The 15226-nt window shown below is 46.2% G+C and carries 14 protein-coding genes and 1 riboswitch; of the genes, 11 read left to right on the top strand and 3 right to left on the bottom strand.

What is annotated here, in order from left to right; all coding sequences use genetic code 11:
• Positions 1-162: 162 nt before the first annotated feature.
• A complete protein-coding gene (locus M1D61_RS21570) occupies positions 163-456 on the top strand; it encodes a hypothetical protein (RefSeq protein WP_458120555.1) in 294 nt (97 codons plus the stop codon).
• 138 nt (positions 457-594) lie between these two features.
• On the opposite strand, the gene M1D61_RS21565 is transcribed toward M1D61_RS21570, so the two are convergent.
• Positions 595-1092 (bottom strand): GNAT family N-acetyltransferase, encoded by a 498-nt coding sequence (locus M1D61_RS21565; protein ID WP_458120554.1) that lies wholly within the window; start codon positions 1090-1092, stop codon positions 595-597.
• Between the two features lie 429 nt (positions 1093-1521).
• Positions 1522-1992: a C40 family peptidase gene (locus M1D61_RS21560; RefSeq protein ID WP_458122582.1), complete on the bottom strand. Its 471-nt coding sequence runs from the start codon at positions 1990-1992 to the stop codon at positions 1522-1524.
• A gap of 11 nt (positions 1993-2003) precedes the next feature.
• Positions 2004-2142, bottom strand: a riboswitch (cyclic di-AMP (ydaO/yuaA leader).
• Positions 2143-2672: 530 nt separating this feature from the next.
• Here M1D61_RS21560 and M1D61_RS21555 point away from each other — a divergent pair.
• The 6 genes from M1D61_RS21555 to M1D61_RS21530 all read left to right on the top strand — a co-directional run bounded on the left by M1D61_RS21555 (position 2673) and on the right by M1D61_RS21530 (position 9899).
• Positions 2673-3191, top strand: coding sequence for a YwhD family protein (locus M1D61_RS21555; protein ID WP_458120553.1), 519 nt, complete (start codon positions 2673-2675; stop codon positions 3189-3191).
• A 349-nt stretch (positions 3192-3540) separates the two neighbouring features.
• Positions 3541-4971, top strand: a complete 1431-nt coding sequence (locus M1D61_RS21550) for an ATPase domain-containing protein (protein WP_458120552.1) — start codon at positions 3541-3543, stop codon at positions 4969-4971.
• Between the two features lie 17 nt (positions 4972-4988).
• Positions 4989-5240 carry a hypothetical protein gene (locus tag M1D61_RS21545; protein WP_017815678.1) on the top strand — a complete coding sequence of 84 codons (252 nt, stop codon included), beginning with the start codon at positions 4989-4991 and terminating at the stop codon, positions 5238-5240.
• Positions 5227-7446: a response regulator transcription factor gene (locus tag M1D61_RS21540; RefSeq protein ID WP_458120551.1), complete on the top strand. Its 2220-nt coding sequence runs from the start codon at positions 5227-5229 to the stop codon at positions 7444-7446. Before M1D61_RS21545 ends, M1D61_RS21540 begins: the two co-directional genes overlap by 14 nt.
• Positions 7447-7874: 428 nt before the next feature.
• Entirely contained in the window at positions 7875-9155 is a 1281-nt protein-coding gene (locus M1D61_RS21535; RefSeq protein ID WP_458120550.1) for an MHYT domain-containing protein, read from the top strand.
• Positions 9156-9215: 60 nt separating this feature from the next.
• Positions 9216-9899, top strand: a complete 684-nt coding sequence (locus M1D61_RS21530) for an EAL domain-containing protein (protein ID WP_458120549.1) — start codon at positions 9216-9218, stop codon at positions 9897-9899.
• 44 nt (positions 9900-9943) lie between these two features.
• Here the strand turns inward: M1D61_RS21530 and M1D61_RS21525 are convergent, their stop codons facing one another.
• Positions 9944-10591, bottom strand: a complete 648-nt coding sequence (locus tag M1D61_RS21525; RefSeq protein ID WP_458120548.1) for a DNA-3-methyladenine glycosylase — start codon at positions 10589-10591, stop codon at positions 9944-9946.
• Positions 10592-10804: 213 nt separating this feature from the next.
• On the opposite strand from M1D61_RS21525, the gene speE reads away from it, so the two are divergent.
• From speE to rpoE, 4 genes are all read left to right on the top strand, one after another.
• Positions 10805-11635, top strand: a complete 831-nt coding sequence (gene speE / locus M1D61_RS21520; protein WP_046216635.1) for a polyamine aminopropyltransferase — start codon at positions 10805-10807, stop codon at positions 11633-11635.
• Positions 11636-11910: 275 nt separating this feature from the next.
• Positions 11911-12324 (top strand): DUF1934 domain-containing protein, encoded by a 414-nt coding sequence (locus M1D61_RS21515; protein ID WP_458120547.1) that lies wholly within the window; start codon positions 11911-11913, stop codon positions 12322-12324.
• A gap of 114 nt (positions 12325-12438) precedes the next feature.
• Positions 12439-14118 carry an arginine--tRNA ligase gene (argS, locus tag M1D61_RS21510; RefSeq protein ID WP_458120546.1) on the top strand — a complete coding sequence of 560 codons (1680 nt, stop codon included), beginning with the start codon at positions 12439-12441 and terminating at the stop codon, positions 14116-14118.
• Between the two features lie 216 nt (positions 14119-14334).
• On the top strand, positions 14335-14904 hold the full coding sequence (gene rpoE / locus M1D61_RS21505) for a DNA-directed RNA polymerase subunit delta (protein WP_458120545.1): 570 nt from the start codon (positions 14335-14337) through the stop codon (positions 14902-14904).
• The last annotated feature ends 322 nt before the right edge of the window (positions 14905-15226 follow it).

Here is a 15226-nt window from a genome sequence, read left to right as displayed (position 1 = left end):
AGTTTATTTCTTGCATCATTCTCTTCCATGGAATGATGGCGTTGCTTGAAAGCTGATACTTTTTTATCGACAGAATATGATACTTTGTTAAGAGTTTTTTGAGTTATAATGGAAAGAAGTTGGCAATTGTGACAATATGGGCAGTTTGGAAGGAGTAGAGGTATGGGAGTAAAACACGGTCGTGATTATGAAGGGATCCTGGAGGATCTGACTACAGCGCTGAATCTGATACCGGACAGCTATATGTTCTTTCATATGGAATCCAAGGAATGGGAAGCTCTGCAGGATAGCGAAAAGCGCGAAGTGCAGGAAGCGCTGGCAGAGGATCTTTTCTATGCACTGGGTTCAGAATCAATGATTCATGTAGGCAGTGGAATTGTTATTTATGATTCGGATACGCATCGTATTAATATTCTGATCGGTGAAGAGGAAATGACTTTTGTATCGCTGATCTGATCATAGATATATCTGGGCGTCTATATAGAACATCCGGAGAGGCAAATTGCCGTTGTACGGAAGCCGGGCTCCAACATAAATGAGAAAGCCCACAGCCTGTTATGCTGTGGGCTTTACTTTGTAATGGGAAAAGCTGCTTCAGATGTGCTGCTGGGTATAAACCATACAGTAAAATGGTTTCATGCCGTCCGGGGTGCGCCGTGTATACGTATCGGTAATCTGAAAACCGGCCTTCTGATACGTCCGGATCGCACGTTGATTCCAGGTGAGCACTTCGAGATCAATTTCCGCCTCCGGATTACGCTGGATAGCTGCTCTCACAATCGCCAGGGTGAATTCAGCTCCATATCCATTGCCGCATAGATCGGGCCGCATTCCGATGCCAAGCCGTATCGTATCCTGGAGAGGAAAAAGCTGGGCAAAGCCAGCCAATCCTTTGTCTGCATCCAGCACAGCCAGATACTGTTGCTCCCGCAGTTCGGGATCTCCAAACTCAATCTCCAGCTCCTGCATCTGGTCCCATGACATCCATCCGTAAATGTCATAAGGCGGTTCATATACCCATTTGCAGATTTCGGCCGCCTGCTGTTCAGTCAGGGGAGCGGTATGGAAATATGGAGCAGAAAGCGGACTCATAAGGGCACCTCCTTATCTTCAATAATATATAACGCATGCTGATATAGCATCATGTATAGTTACCTCAAATTATAAAACTCGGCCGAGGCATGTTCAAGTCTTCTTGCCTTGTTGCCGGAAAAGGGAATGTAGGGAAGAAGAGAGGTTTAGAGGGTGATGGAGAAGTTAGAGAACAGGCATGAGCTACACATTATAATTAAATATTAATTTTTACTGGAAAAAGTGTTTACCATAATTAAAGACAGGGTATTATAATAGTAGACATAACTGCCTGATTCGTTGAACTTCATTATTTTTCGGAACATATGTAACCAATTCCCAGGTCAGTACGTCTATATAAGTAATCCATAAAAAAAACCGCAAAAGATTCTGGCGGGAATCTTCCACGGTTGCTAATTAAATATATGATTAAGATAGAATAGCTGTTAATTATTCGGCCGCATAGTTGCTGTAAGAAAAGTTGCTCATTACACGCTTAGCGCCCACATAACGGTTCTGGTAGTAGTCCATATCAATATTATCAATTCGTACACCTTTGGATGTAGAAGCGTGTGCGAATTGGCTTTTGCTTACCATAACACCTACATGAGAGACGCCTGCCCCTGAAGTGTTAAAGAATACCAGATCCCCAGCTTGCAGATCACTTTTGGATACCGCATCGCCCACTTGATACTGAGAAGTAGATTGGCGAGGCAGATTGATATTCATTTGACCAAATACATATTGAGTAAACCCGGAGCAGTCGAAACCACTGAAGGATGTTCCACCAATACGATAAGGTGTACCCATGGCTGGTTCGATGATCTGGTCCATTTTGGAATCTGCGTTTGCACTGCTATTCCCCATAACAGTAAACGCAATTGCGAATCCCATTAGTGCGGCGGTTAGTTTCTTTTTCATATTCAAAATCATTTGTCCCCTTCCAATGCCTGCGAGGTTAGCTTAAGGATTCGGTAGAAGGTTTCCCCTATGATCCCTCCGAAACAAGATCAATTCACCCAAAACGGTTCCCCCGCTTCCCGGTGCCACGGAATTTGGCTTCACACTTATTGATTGCACCGTAGTCCATATTCACTTCACGACAAATTTCATCTTTTCTGACAAAAGTTACAAGCTTTGTTCTTAAAGTTTACAAAGTTGTTACTAATAACTCGCTGGATTTATTTTAACAGAGGTTTTTTACTTTGGCAAACGTTTATTCAGCCTTTTTTAAGGATAATTGGCTAAATGAATTCGCTAGCAAGCGAGAAAGCCCGTCACTATCAGCTTTGTAATTATTAAAAAAAATTAATCTTTTCTGCTCAGCAGTTGATTTTTACTGCCGATTAAAGCTTATTCTTGACTGTTCTTAACTCTTTTTCGGTTATAATTTTGTAAACTTTATACATTTAAGAGAATTAAATTTGTGTTTTAATTAAAAAAGTGACAAGAATCGACGTGCGTTGGCTTTTAATCCATTATTCGTTACAATAATAATGATGTAATATGTACAATAAATACTGGCGGGCAAATAAGCCCATTTTACCATTATAAACAGTTATTACTCATATATCCAATATAGAAAGGGAGTTAATAGACTTATGGAACAGAATCAATCGGGTAAAAAGGCGGTATCCCTGAATATTATCAGCAGCAGTACCAAGAGCAGCAAGCACAAGGGCTTTGGTGCCGGTGCTATTAATTTGAATAACGTTTCTCCTATTATAATAGATCGTGGTGAAGCACGGATCGATATTGGTGCCATGCATGCCAAGAGCAAAGTGGAGCGAGGCATTAAGTTTACGCCTAACCGTGAGGAAGTTGAGGGCGGACGTCAGGTATGGGTTGTCTGGCTCGCTGTAGACAAGCTCGCCGAAGGAGCAAACTATGCCGGAGCAACTGCCTGTGAGATGTGGATTAACGAAGAAGAGAAAAAAGGCTGGAAAATTCTCGCCGAGCATGTGAATAAACTGGATTATGCAATCAAACGCCGGGTAATGCTCGAAGGACTGGATGAAGAAGCCAAGGGGGCTCTTCGCCAGCTGCTGGTGAGTCATAATGAAGAATGGTGGAATAACTCTTCGGAGGAATTGAAGCAGGCATTGGAACCTCAAGCATAATAATGAAAAAATAGGTAAAAATTTTTAATCTTTTTACAATGATTATGCGTAGGAATAGTATAAGGAAAAAGCTGGAAATCTTGGATGGTTTCCGGCTTTTTATTTGAATAGGGCGGCTGCTGGGAACGATAGACAGCACCCATGAAGAGGCATAATAATTTATTGTGGATACCTCATTGATAATTGGAAAAAAAGGGTATAATTGAGTAAACACCTTTCTATTTCTACCAAAATGGAAAATACCTTTCTCCAAACCGTCATACGTTGTTATAATTGCTATACAGTCATCTTCGTAGGAAAAGCTACCCCTTGCTTGACTAAAATATTCTACAGATGGAGGGAGCAGTATATGCAGAAAAAGAAGGCTGTTCAAACAGGTATACCGGGTCTGGATGATATTCTATATGGTGGCGTCCCGCCCGGAGCTGTAGTTATTCTGGAAGGTGAACCAGGAACCGGTAAAACGACATTCGGTATGCAATTTTTGGTTGAAGGTGCAGTAAAGCATAATGAACCGGGGCTTTATATTACATTTGAAGAACTCCCGGAGCAAATTTATGATGATATGACCGGATTTGGCTGGGATTTACGTGAGCTGGAGAGGCAGAACAAGCTGCGCGTCATATGTATGGAACCGGATATTTTGCTGGAGCAAATGCTGCAACCTCACGGCCTGTTCGAGCAGATTGTGAATGAGATCGGATGCAGACGGGTCGTTATCGACAGCATCAGTCTGTTTAGAATGGTAGGAGATGAAGAGAACGTACGGACGAATGTGTATTCCATCCGTAACATTATGCGTAAGCATACATTGACTTCATTTTTCATTCGGGAATATTCTGAATTTGAAGGCATGAGCATGCCTTTTGAGAATTACATCTGTGATGGCATTGTGCGTCTATCCCTGAAGCCGCTGATGGACAAGTACCGCAAGCGGACGATTGAGGTGCTCAAAATGCGTGGTACACGTATTCTGGAGGGCGAACATACCTACAAATTTATCCATAATGGCGTATATATCGTGCCTTCTTTGTCAATGGCCGAAGATAAGATGCTGATCCGGGAATCGGAAGTATTGTCTACAGGCATCGACTCCCTGGATGATCTGCTGGCAGGAGGAATTCCAAGGGGTAGCGTATTTATGATTGATACCAACAGCAAGGCCAATTACCGATATCTGCTGTCTTCGATCTATTCCCAGCGTATCAAGGATGACGATTGTACGGTGACGATGATGTCCGGTAATACCCCACTGGATACGTTTGCCGATACGATCGAGCTGTTCGGCGTTTCGCTCAGAGAAGCGGCAAGCAAAGGAAAAGCTTTCTTTATTGAACATTACCGCAGAGCGGTGGAGTCGGGTCTGGAGAAAGCGATTATCCGTGTGGACAAAGTAACCAATGAAGAATATGCACAGGTACTTAATGAGCGATTGAACCCAATTTTCGAGTGTGAAGAATTGTGTGACAAGCGCTGGTTTGTATATTATGATCTGAATACGATTATTTCCGAGCGAGGAAAAGATTTCCTGCTTCGTTATTTTGCGGAAGAGATGTCGATGTGGCGTTCGATGGGTATTACCATTGTAGTACATTGCAACTTTGCCGAGATTGGTACAGAAACGGCTTCGTTCCTTGAGCGGACATGCAATGGCGTAATCCGTACCTGGGTGGATGGCAATTACCAGTATCTGCAGGTGACCAAATCTCCGAGTGGGCGTGTATCTGCTCCACATATTATCGCAAATGTAGCCGAGAAACCTTTCGTACAACTGATATAAGGAGGGATTGGAACCTTATGGTGGCAGAAAGTGATGTGATTACACTACAGATGGAATGCACGTTGTTTTTTGAAAATAATCCGTATGCGATCGAGACAAGCAGCGGATTATCCAAGCGGCTTGGCCGCAGCCAGCAGGTAACGGAACAGGCACTGAACCGTCTGGCGGAGATGTCCATTTTGGAAAAAAACGGACAGGGTATGCGTGCGATCTATCGATATAAAGCTCCTTATATACAAACAGAAGTGGATCTGAATGCTTATGATTGATACTCACTTGATGAACGACACCAGAGAGATTTGCCAGGAACTTCAGGATACGTATGCACAATTGACGAATTTGCTTGTCTTTGTGACGAACCATGAGGGCCAGCTGATCACGGCTCCTTCCAATATTGAAGATTCCTCTGTCTTTGACAAGTATGCCGATGATCTCAAAAACATGTTCAAGACGGAGATTGATAAACTGCAGGGAATTCGCCATACTATTTTGTCCGATCAATGGGTGCCTGGCGTAAAATGGCTCATTGCACCGGTATCGGTAGATCAGTCCATTACAGGCATCTATGTATGGGCCGGTATATTGATTCAGCAAGGGACGCTTCAGTCCATTACGACGCACCCGAATTATTTGCAGCCGGAGAGCGGGGCGCCTGCTGACTTTATTGAGTTAATGCGCAGCTGGATTCGGCATAGCGGCGAAATTTCTCCGGAACAAGAGATTTTTAAACGTGAGAAAATTACGAAATTCGCCAAGGCACTGTCGCTTATTCTGAAATCCAGCTTCAAGGAAACCCGGTTAACCGAGCGTCTAAACGCGCTCAACGAGACACTGATTACCGAGCAGGCTACCGGCAATCCGATCGAGGAGATTACAAGAGCGGTACTGGCGAGCAGCGATCTGGCGGATATTTTTGGATTCGCTCTCAAAACGGCTCCGGGCAAGTATACGATCATGAACAGTATGGGTATGGGTACCAATTCGCTGGGCGGCTCGGTGTTCCACGAAGGTGAAGGTTTCCTTGGACAGGCCGTACTTAGTCCGCAGCCGAGTCGCTGGAGAGATATATCGAGAGACCCGAGAAACCACTTTTTTCAGCAAAAGGGGCTGGATTCCATCTATGAAGTCCAATGCTTCCCGATCCGTTATGAGAATGAGGTATATGGACTTTTATTTGGGTTGAGCTTCAAGGAACGTTCCATACCGAGCATAAATCCGCAGTTTGAAGAGACGATGATCTCACTGATGGGTTGGTATATCGGCAATCATATTACGTATGAAAAAATGGAAAAGCAGCTGCAGCGGTTCAAGCCGCTGATTGAGCTGTCGCGCATGATTATATCGGTGCAGGATATCCAGCGTGTTATGTTTATGCTGGTGGATATGAGTCTTAATCTGGTGTGGAATCCGTCCGCATCCATTGTGGTACATCGTTCTTCAGAAGATGGAAAAATACAGATGGTCGCGCGAGGTATGCAAAGTCCCAAAGGGGAAACTTATGCCAAGGATGTTGCCCGCCGCTATCTCGATAATAATGATAACCCGTCTGCGAATTCCTTTATTAATTCCAATACGCCATTCTCCCTGATGCTGGAGTATCCGATTGTCTATGCCGATCGTACCAGAGCTGTACTGGCTGTTGCTGTCAGCAACGAGCAGGAAGGCGAGGAATGCCGCGAGATTCTGTCTGCTCTGGCGATGATGGGCAGTGTGGTGATGAAATCGGTGCATGACCGGCAGCAGTATCTGTCGAACAGCAACCGATTTGCCCATATTTTGCATGAAGCGATTCGGGAGTGGAATATAGCGCATTACCAGCTGACTGCCGATGCACAGAAGATCGTACAGGAATTTGCCATGTGGGGCGGGATCAGCAAGGATGAGGCAGATGTCATCGGCCGAGCCTGTCTAATGTCATGTACGGATCCTTCCATGCTGCGCAGCTTCCCGCATTTGTTCCAGCAGGAAGCGGAAATGATCGAGGATTACAAGCATATACATGACGCCCAGAATATACTTGGCACCGGTTCCTATTCCAAGGGCGGCCAAATAATGGCATTGGCTTTTGCTATTGCCAGTGCCGGCGATCACGATATGCGCGTTGTGAATGATCTGCAGATCAACGGTGTCGATCAGGGACTGGTCAGTCAGTTCCGTCTGTTTATACTCAGCAGACATACGCTTCAGACCGAGATTAATCTGGTCGAGGAAAAGGCGCCGGCTGCCCAAACTCTAACTGCCGAAGGTGCAGAAGGCCGTGGACTGGATGCGATTGTAAAGCAGTTTGGATTATCTCCACGGGAGAAGGAAGTACTGGAGCTGGTTGTCAAAGCATCCAGCAACAAGGAGATCGCAGCTACGCTATTCATTAGTGAACATACGGTAAAGAACCATTTGACCAATATATTCAATAAAATGGGCGTAACAGATCGCGCACAGGCGATTGCCGCCGTATTTAATAAAAGTATAGGTTAAACCCTTTTACAGTTGTACAGCTGGGAATTATAGTTGTACGGACAATTACCAAACAATATACGCAAAGGCCATCTTAAAATTTAAGATGGTCTTTTTTGTCGGAATTGCTTTTTTGATGCGATAACCATAATGATCCAAATGTATTGATCATATGTGCTCAATTTACACAACAAATTAATAACCTGCCTCTGAAAAGCAGATCCGTAAATATTGCAAGCTGTATCTATTTATAAACCAAGGATGATCTACTATCACAAAAACGACCGGTAATGCCGTTTTATATACTATACAGTTTAGTAAGTAAGCAGAAGTCTGTGGATAGACGGTAACCTTTATATTACTGTAGTTCTGCTTTGTATTTACCGGCGGATGAGCCATCCGCCTTGTTTGCATAATTAGTATTTTATCTAAAGGAGGGTAGATGAACGATGGAATATGTACATGCACACTATAATCCTTATATCGTAACGCTATCCGTTCTTATCGCTATTCTAGCTTCTTATATCGCATTAAACATAGTGGGCAAGGTTGCCGACTCCGAAGGCAGGCACAAGATCATATGGATGGGTCTGGGAGCCTTTGTAATGGGCAGCGGCATCTGGTCGATGCATTTTATCGGTATGCTGGCTTTGGAAGCAGACATGAGTATGAGCTATGATTTGAAAATTGTCGTGTTATCGGCAGTATTCAGCATTCTGGCTTCCCTGATTGCCTTTTATGTTACCGTGGATACCTTCACCCGGTTGTGGAAAATAATTCTGGGTGGTGCGCTCATGGGAGCCGGCATCATAGCTATGCATTATACCGGCATGTCAGCTCTTCATACAGTCATTATAATTACGTATGATCCCATCTACTGGCTGTTGTCTCTGGCTATCGCTTTACTGGCCTCGTACGCAGCACTGCTGTTTTTCCGCCGTTTCCGTAATCATCACAACTTCAGTATCTGGAAACTCTGCAGTGCCACTGTCATGGGGCTTGCCATCTCAGGGATGCATTATGTGGGCATGGCCGCTGCTCCGTTTTATTATACTCAACAGAAGCTGCAGAGCGTTTCTCCCATGGGCCAGATGTTCCTCATCTCTGCGGTAGCCATTGTCACACTGTTTATTCTGGCTGCTTCCTGGGCTGCCGTATTTGTGGAAAAGCATGTTTTGGAGCGTATGGCCTACAACGATCCGCTGACCGGCTTGCCCAACCGTCACGGACTGCAGCGGTATTTTGCCAAAGAATTTACAGAACAGACAGAAGGCGCTGTGCTGTTTCTGGATCTGGATCGGTTCAAGTCGATTAATGACACACTGGGTCATGATGTGGGAGACGAGCTGCTGATGGAAGTGTCCAAAAGACTGCAGCTTTGCGTGAAAGAGCGGGGAATTGTCTTCCGGCTGGGTGGGGATGAGTTTCTGATCGCTTCCAGTTCAGGTTCGATCGATATGACGGTCCGCCTGGCCGAATCCATTCTGGAATCGATCAAGCAGCCGTATCATCTGGCGAGTAACCAGCTGTTTATTACAGGCAGTATCGGTATTTCTCTTACCCCGCAGCATGGGTTTGAACGTACTTTCCTGATGCGGGCTGCCGATACGGCGATGTACGTATCCAAGAACACCGGCAAAAACAAATATACTATTTTTAGCGAAGACATGAACCAGCGACAGATCCGCCGTATGGAACTGGAGAAGGATCTGCGGAATGCCCAGGAGTAGGAAGAGTTCTTCATTGTATATCAGCCCAAATGGGATTCCCAGCACAACTGCCTGACCGGAATGGAAGCACTGCTGCGCTGGAAGCATCCACAACTGGGAATCGTATCGCCGGGGGAATTTATCCCGATCGCTGAAGAAACTGGCCTTATTATTCCAATGACCGACTGGATGCTGGAAAAGGTATGCGTGCAAAATCTGCTTTGGCAGCAGCAGGCCGGTATTCATATTCCGATATCAGTCAATATGTCAGCACGAATGTTTGAGAGTTCTTCTTTCCCTAACCGTATCGCCCGGATTCTGGAAGAGAGCGGTCTGGAACCGGAATATCTGGAACTGGAAATAACAGAATCGATCGCGATGAATGGAATTGAAGGAACGGTAGAGCAGCTGCAGCAGATTCAGCAGCAGGGTGTGGGCATTTCCCTGGATGATTTTGGCACAGGCTATTCATCGCTGGGTATGCTGGATGAGATGCCTGTCGATATTATCAAAATCGATCAGGTGTTTGTCCGCAATATCGATCATGCGTCCAAGCAGTCGATTATTAGCACCATTATTGCCATCGCCTATAACCTGAACATGGAGATGGTGGCAGAAGGTGTGGAGACCCTGGAACAGATCCAGTTCCTCCAGTCCAAAGGGTGCTATATTATGCAGGGGTATTACTATGGCAAGCCAATGACCGTGGAACAAATGAATGAGTGGCTGGAACAGACAGCCGAGCATATACCGCTGGCTGAGTGAATCTCCGTTCCAGCGGTTTTTTTGCATTGCAACACACCGGGAAACTACAAAATCGGGGGACATCCCGGCAGATAGGGAAGTGGAGTGGTATTTTTGGCGGATACATAAGAATGACCTTTGATATAAAAGCGCCAGGGTTTGGACACATAATCCTGGGCATAATCGATATTGATGCGTGGACCGGACTCTATGTCATAGACCGTGTCTTCAGGAGGATCTTCCAGACGCAGTACACCACCGCTTGCCAGCAGAAGCTGACCGTTGAGCGACTTGTCGATAGAGAGCGCCTGGCAGAGCTTGCCCGGTCCGTTGGAAATGTTTTTGAGCTGGCGGGCGGCGGCCGGACGATGTTTCAGCATGAGCTGTTCATCCCGCAGACTGAGTGGCTCTACCGCCCGGATCAGTACTGCCTGCGGATCATCCTCCTCACCGGTAACGACGTTCAGGCAATGATACATCCCATAGATCAGGTAAATGTAGGCATACCCGCCCTGCCGGAACATCATTTCCGTACGTGCAGTTCTGCGGTTGCCGTAGGCATGACTGCCTTTGTCTTCGGCGCCGCCATAGCTCTCCGTCTCGATGATTCGGCAGCGAATCTCGCCATCTTCCGTAATTCTGCTAATAATTTTGCCGAGCAGCCGGGGAGCGGCCTCCAGTGCTGGCAGCTGTACAATATCGTGAACATTCATGAAGTTCAGCTCCTTTGCGAAGAATAAATGGAATAACGAACCCGGTGCTTGCTGTTACCTTGAGAATTCCTGTCTGTTCTCCATGGAAGCACCGTGGCAAAAAGCTGCTCAAGTTCCTTTTGCAGTCCGGGATTATATCGCGTATAATGCGAATTGAATGATAAGGACTATCCCCTTGATTCAGTTGAATATACGCGAAAGAAGGTAATAAATATGGAATTGTGGTACACCGAGAAACAGACGCCGGTCTTCGGCATTACAGCCAAGATCCGTGAGACTCTGGTGACAGAGAAAACCGATTTTCAGGATCTGGCAATGATTGATACCGAAGAGTTCGGACGCATGCTGGTGCTGGATGGCATGGTCATGACAACGGTCAAAGACGAGTTCGTTTATCATGAAATGGTCGCTCATCCTGCTCTGAACACGCACCCGAATCCGAAACATGTACTCGTTGTCGGCGGCGGCGACGGCGGTGTAATCCGTGAAGTGCTGAAGCACCCGGAAGTGGAAAAAGCGGTTCTAGTTGAGATTGACGGCAAAGTTATCGAGTACTCCAAAAAGTACCTGCCCGAGATCGCCGGCGAGCTGGACAATCCGCGTGTAGAAGTAATGGTAGCAGATGGTTACATGCATATCATCGAAAACAAAAACACATATGACGTGATCATGGTTGATTCCACAGAGCCTGTTGGCCCTGCAGCACCACTGTTCGAAAAAGGATTCTATCAGGGCATCTACGAGACGCTTAAGGAAGACGGTATCTTTGTTGCTCAGACCGACAACCCTTGGTTCAAAGCGGATCTGATCCAGCAGGTGAACAAAGATGTTAAAGAGATCTTCCCGATCGTCCGTGTATACGGAGCCAACATTCCTACTTACCCGAGTGGACTATGGACATTCACCATGGGCAGCAAAAAATATGATCCATTGGAAGTTGATGAGACGTCCATCCCGGAAATGGAAAGCAACAAATACTACACCCCACGTCTGCACAAAGCAGCATTCGCACTGCCTAAGTTCGTCGAAGATCTGTGCAAGTAATATAAACACCAACCTGTATACCCTCTGGTATGCAGGTTTTTTGCGTTTTCTCCGTGGATAAAGGTCTGCTGCACGCTCCGGTGGTATCCCATACGGCCCGATTGGCGGACAGTGAGGGCAGGATTACAGGAAGCACGCTAATTTTTGTCGGAAAAAGCGGCTTTCCCTTCAATATAATGATACAATAGAAGAGAATGCGCTTATTGAATTTATCGTGAAAATGTTCTATATTCAACAAGCCAAGATGGAGTCATACCGAAAATGGAGCTGGGTTTATGACAGAATCGAACGAAGTACGTCTGACACTGCACAGTAACCAGAATGGGGAAAGCGCCACCACCCATTTTACAGGCCAGGCCTTCCAGAAAGGCAGCAGTGTGTATATCCGCTATACGGAATCACCCGAATCGGCACAGCAGGAAGTCCGTACAACAGTAAGGATCAGCAAGGATGAGATCAAGATTATGCGTCACGGCGGCGTAGAAGCGGAGCAGTCCTTCCGTCAGGGAGAACAGCTGACCGGATTTTACCGATCGCCTTTTACTCGTTTCGCCCTGATTACGCATACTTCATTGATTCATAACGAACTGAACGGATATACGGGCAAAATCACCTGGGAATATGATTTATATGTACATGAACAGCTGAGCGGTACTTTTAAGGTCAGCATGGATATACAGATTTCATAGATCCGAACGGTAAATAGCCCTGAAGCATATATTTATGGAATCATCTCCGTCTGTACAGTCCGTACACGGAAAATTAACTCTACGAAGTGCAAGATACAGGAGGAACATTAGACAATGACAGTTAATCCACTGGAACAAAGCCGTAATTCCGTCAAGGAAGCCGTACACGCTGCTGTTCTCGCAGCAGGTATTATAGGTCCCGAAGACATGCCGGAAGTTACGCTGGAAGTACCCAAGGACAAAAATCACGGCGATTTGGCCACCAATATTGCAATGCAGCTCACCCGCATTGCCAAGAAAAATCCGCGTATGCTGGCAGAAAGTATCATCGCCAACCTGGATCTGAAGCAGGGTGGTATTGAGCATGCCGAGATTGCGGGTCCCGGCTTTATCAATTTTACCCTTAACAAAAGTTACCTTTACCCGGTCATCCAGGTTGTTCATGAGCAGGGAGACAACTACGGACGTACCGACAATGGACAGGGCCAAAAGGTCGAAGTGGAATTTGTCAGTGCCAACCCGACCGGCAGTCTGCATCTGGGCCATGCCCGCGGCGCGGCATTTGGGGATTCCCTGTGCAATCTGCTCGATTTTGCCGGCTACCGGGTCACCCGGGAATACTACATCAATGATGCAGGTAATCAGGTATCCAACCTGAGCCTGTCGATTGAAGCACGCTATCTGCAGGAGCTGGGACAGGATGCACCAATGCCGGAAGACGGCTACCATGGTGAAGATATCCGCGGCTTTGCCAGAGAACTTGTTGCTGAAAAAGGTGACAGTCTGCTGTCCATGTCTTCCAGCGAGCGCGCTTCCTTTTTCCGTGATTACGGTCTGAAAAAGGAAATGGAAAAAATTCAGCGCGATCTGGAAGCGTTCCGTGTGAACTTTGACATCTGGTTCAGCGAGACATCCCTCTACGAGAACGGTCAGGTACTGGATGCACTCGGCGAACTGCGCGAGCGCGGTGAAGTATATGAAGAAGAAGGCGCAACCTGGCTGCGTACGACTGCCTACGGTGATGACAAGGACCGTGTACTGATCAAGAATGATGGCACGTACACGTATCTGACACCGGATATTGCCTATCACAAGGACAAGTACGGACGCGGTTATGATCGCATGATCAATATCTGGGGAGCCGACCACCATGGCTATATCCCGCGGATGAAAGCGGCAATGCAGGCACTGGGCAATGACCCGGACAAACTGACCGTATTGATCGCCCAGATGGTCAGCCTGTTCCAGAATGGCGAAAAAGTAAAAATGTCCAAGCGTACGGGTAAAGCGGTAACGATGGAAGATCTGATGGCTGAAGTGGGCGTGGATGCGGTTCGTTATTTCTTCGCAATGCGCAGCATTGATTCCCATCTGGACTTTGATATGGATCTGGCAGTATCCACTTCCAACGAGAACCCGGTATTCTATGTACAGTATGCCCATGCACGGATCTGCAGTATTTTCCGTCAGGCCGAAGAACAGGGCATTACATTGCCGGCGCTGTCGGAGATCGACTACAGTCAGCTGACTACCGAGCATGAATATGCACTGCTGCAAAAGCTTGGCGAACTGCCTCAGGAGATTTCCCTGTCCGCAGACAACTTTGCACCGCATCGCCTGATTCGTTATGTATATGAACTGGCATCCATGCTGCACAGTTACTACAAAGCAGAGCGTACCCTGACCGAAGATCAGCCGAAGACGCTGGCTCGTCTGGCTCTGCTGGATAGCGTTCGTATTGTTATTGCCAATGTGCTTCGTCTGGTAGGCGTATCCGCACCAGACCGTATGTAAGAGGGCGTAATTCGCCGCTTTTCGATGCTTTGTGCGTCAATAGCAGAGTATACCTGTTGTTTTTTGTAAAAAACTTGATTTTTACAGTTAAATAGGGTTTACTTAACTCAGCATTTTGTATAATGTATCGTAGAGCCTTTTCATTCCTATCCGTGCATCACAGGGATAGAATCAAATAAGCAGACTGAAATTGGATCCGAGAGGAAGTGTCCGTAAGTGAGCACACCGCAAGAATTAAAAATTAATCCGGAGAAAGTGCATGAGATCCCGATGGTGGACCTGGCCTTTGCCGTATTGAAAAAAATTAATACACCTTTGTATTACCGTGACCTGATGAAGGAAGTTGCCGAACTGCGCGGTTATACGGAAGAGCAGATTAATGAATATATCGCTCAGCTCTATACCGAGCTGAATATCGATGGACGTTTTGCCTGTGTAGGTACCAACCTGTGGGGTCTTAAGCGCTGGTATCCACTGGAACGTGCGGAAGATCCGGTAGCGAACGCCAAGCGTCCGCGTATTATCAACGATGATAACGACGATGATGATATCGAAGATGATGAATTCAATAACGAAGACGTTGCCGATACAACGGATGAAGATGATGAGATCGAAGATGATAACTACGATGATGTAGATAGCAACGATGATGATGATGATATCTTCACCGAAGACGAAGAAGACACTGCAGACCTGGTCATCGAAGACGAAGATGAGGACGAGGATGAAGACTTCGAAGAAGAAAGTACGGAATTCAAAGAGGATGACACCGAAGAAGAACGTTAATTCCTCAGACCTGCCCGATATGCCGGGCAGGTCTTTTTATGATCATGTATAGTTGGCTCTGGCTGTCAGACAGCAGAGTGATCTACACCGTTGTCATAAAATGGCTTGGCCAACAGCCTGCTTCTGTCTAAATGCAGTTGATTTTCATATCGGGGCAATCTTTCTCGGGATATGTCTTGACACAGTATTGTTGGACAGAGTAAACTATTGCATGGGCTTATGAATTGAACTTATAAATCAACATATATGCAGCGCATAATTGCTGGAATAAATAAAGTGCCCCGTGGCTACGGGTGTCACTTTTTTTGTTTTTTATGGGATA

It is taken from the genome of Paenibacillus sp. Z6-24 (genome assembly GCF_054161335.1).
Note: the sequence above shows the minus strand (reverse complement) of the source record. Positions and strands in the feature narration are given on the sequence as shown.

Coding starts and splice junctions, on each gene's coding strand:
- M1D61_RS21555 (WP_458120553.1), top strand. CDS start 2,673: ATGGAACAGAATCAATCGGGTAAAAAGGCGGTATCCCTGAATATTATC.
- M1D61_RS21525 (WP_458120548.1), bottom strand. CDS start 10,591: ATGAATGTTCACGATATTGTACAGCTGCCAGCACTGGAGGCCGCTCCC.
- M1D61_RS21530 (WP_458120549.1), top strand. CDS start 9,216: ATGGAAGCACTGCTGCGCTGGAAGCATCCACAACTGGGAATCGTATCG.
- M1D61_RS21560 (WP_458122582.1), bottom strand. CDS start 1,992: ATGAAAAAGAAACTAACCGCCGCACTAATGGGATTCGCAATTGCGTTT.
- M1D61_RS21515 (WP_458120547.1), top strand. CDS start 11,911: ATGACAGAATCGAACGAAGTACGTCTGACACTGCACAGTAACCAGAAT.
- M1D61_RS21550 (WP_458120552.1), top strand. CDS start 3,541: ATGCAGAAAAAGAAGGCTGTTCAAACAGGTATACCGGGTCTGGATGAT.
- speE (WP_046216635.1), top strand. CDS start 10,805: ATGGAATTGTGGTACACCGAGAAACAGACGCCGGTCTTCGGCATTACA.
- M1D61_RS21545 (WP_017815678.1), top strand. CDS start 4,989: ATGGTGGCAGAAAGTGATGTGATTACACTACAGATGGAATGCACGTTG.
- M1D61_RS21565 (WP_458120554.1), bottom strand. CDS start 1,092: ATGAGTCCGCTTTCTGCTCCATATTTCCATACCGCTCCCCTGACTGAA.
- M1D61_RS21570 (WP_458120555.1), top strand. CDS start 163: ATGGGAGTAAAACACGGTCGTGATTATGAAGGGATCCTGGAGGATCTG.
- M1D61_RS21535 (WP_458120550.1), top strand. CDS start 7,875: ATGGAATATGTACATGCACACTATAATCCTTATATCGTAACGCTATCC.
- argS (WP_458120546.1), top strand. CDS start 12,439: ATGACAGTTAATCCACTGGAACAAAGCCGTAATTCCGTCAAGGAAGCC.
- M1D61_RS21540 (WP_458120551.1), top strand. CDS start 5,227: ATGCTTATGATTGATACTCACTTGATGAACGACACCAGAGAGATTTGC.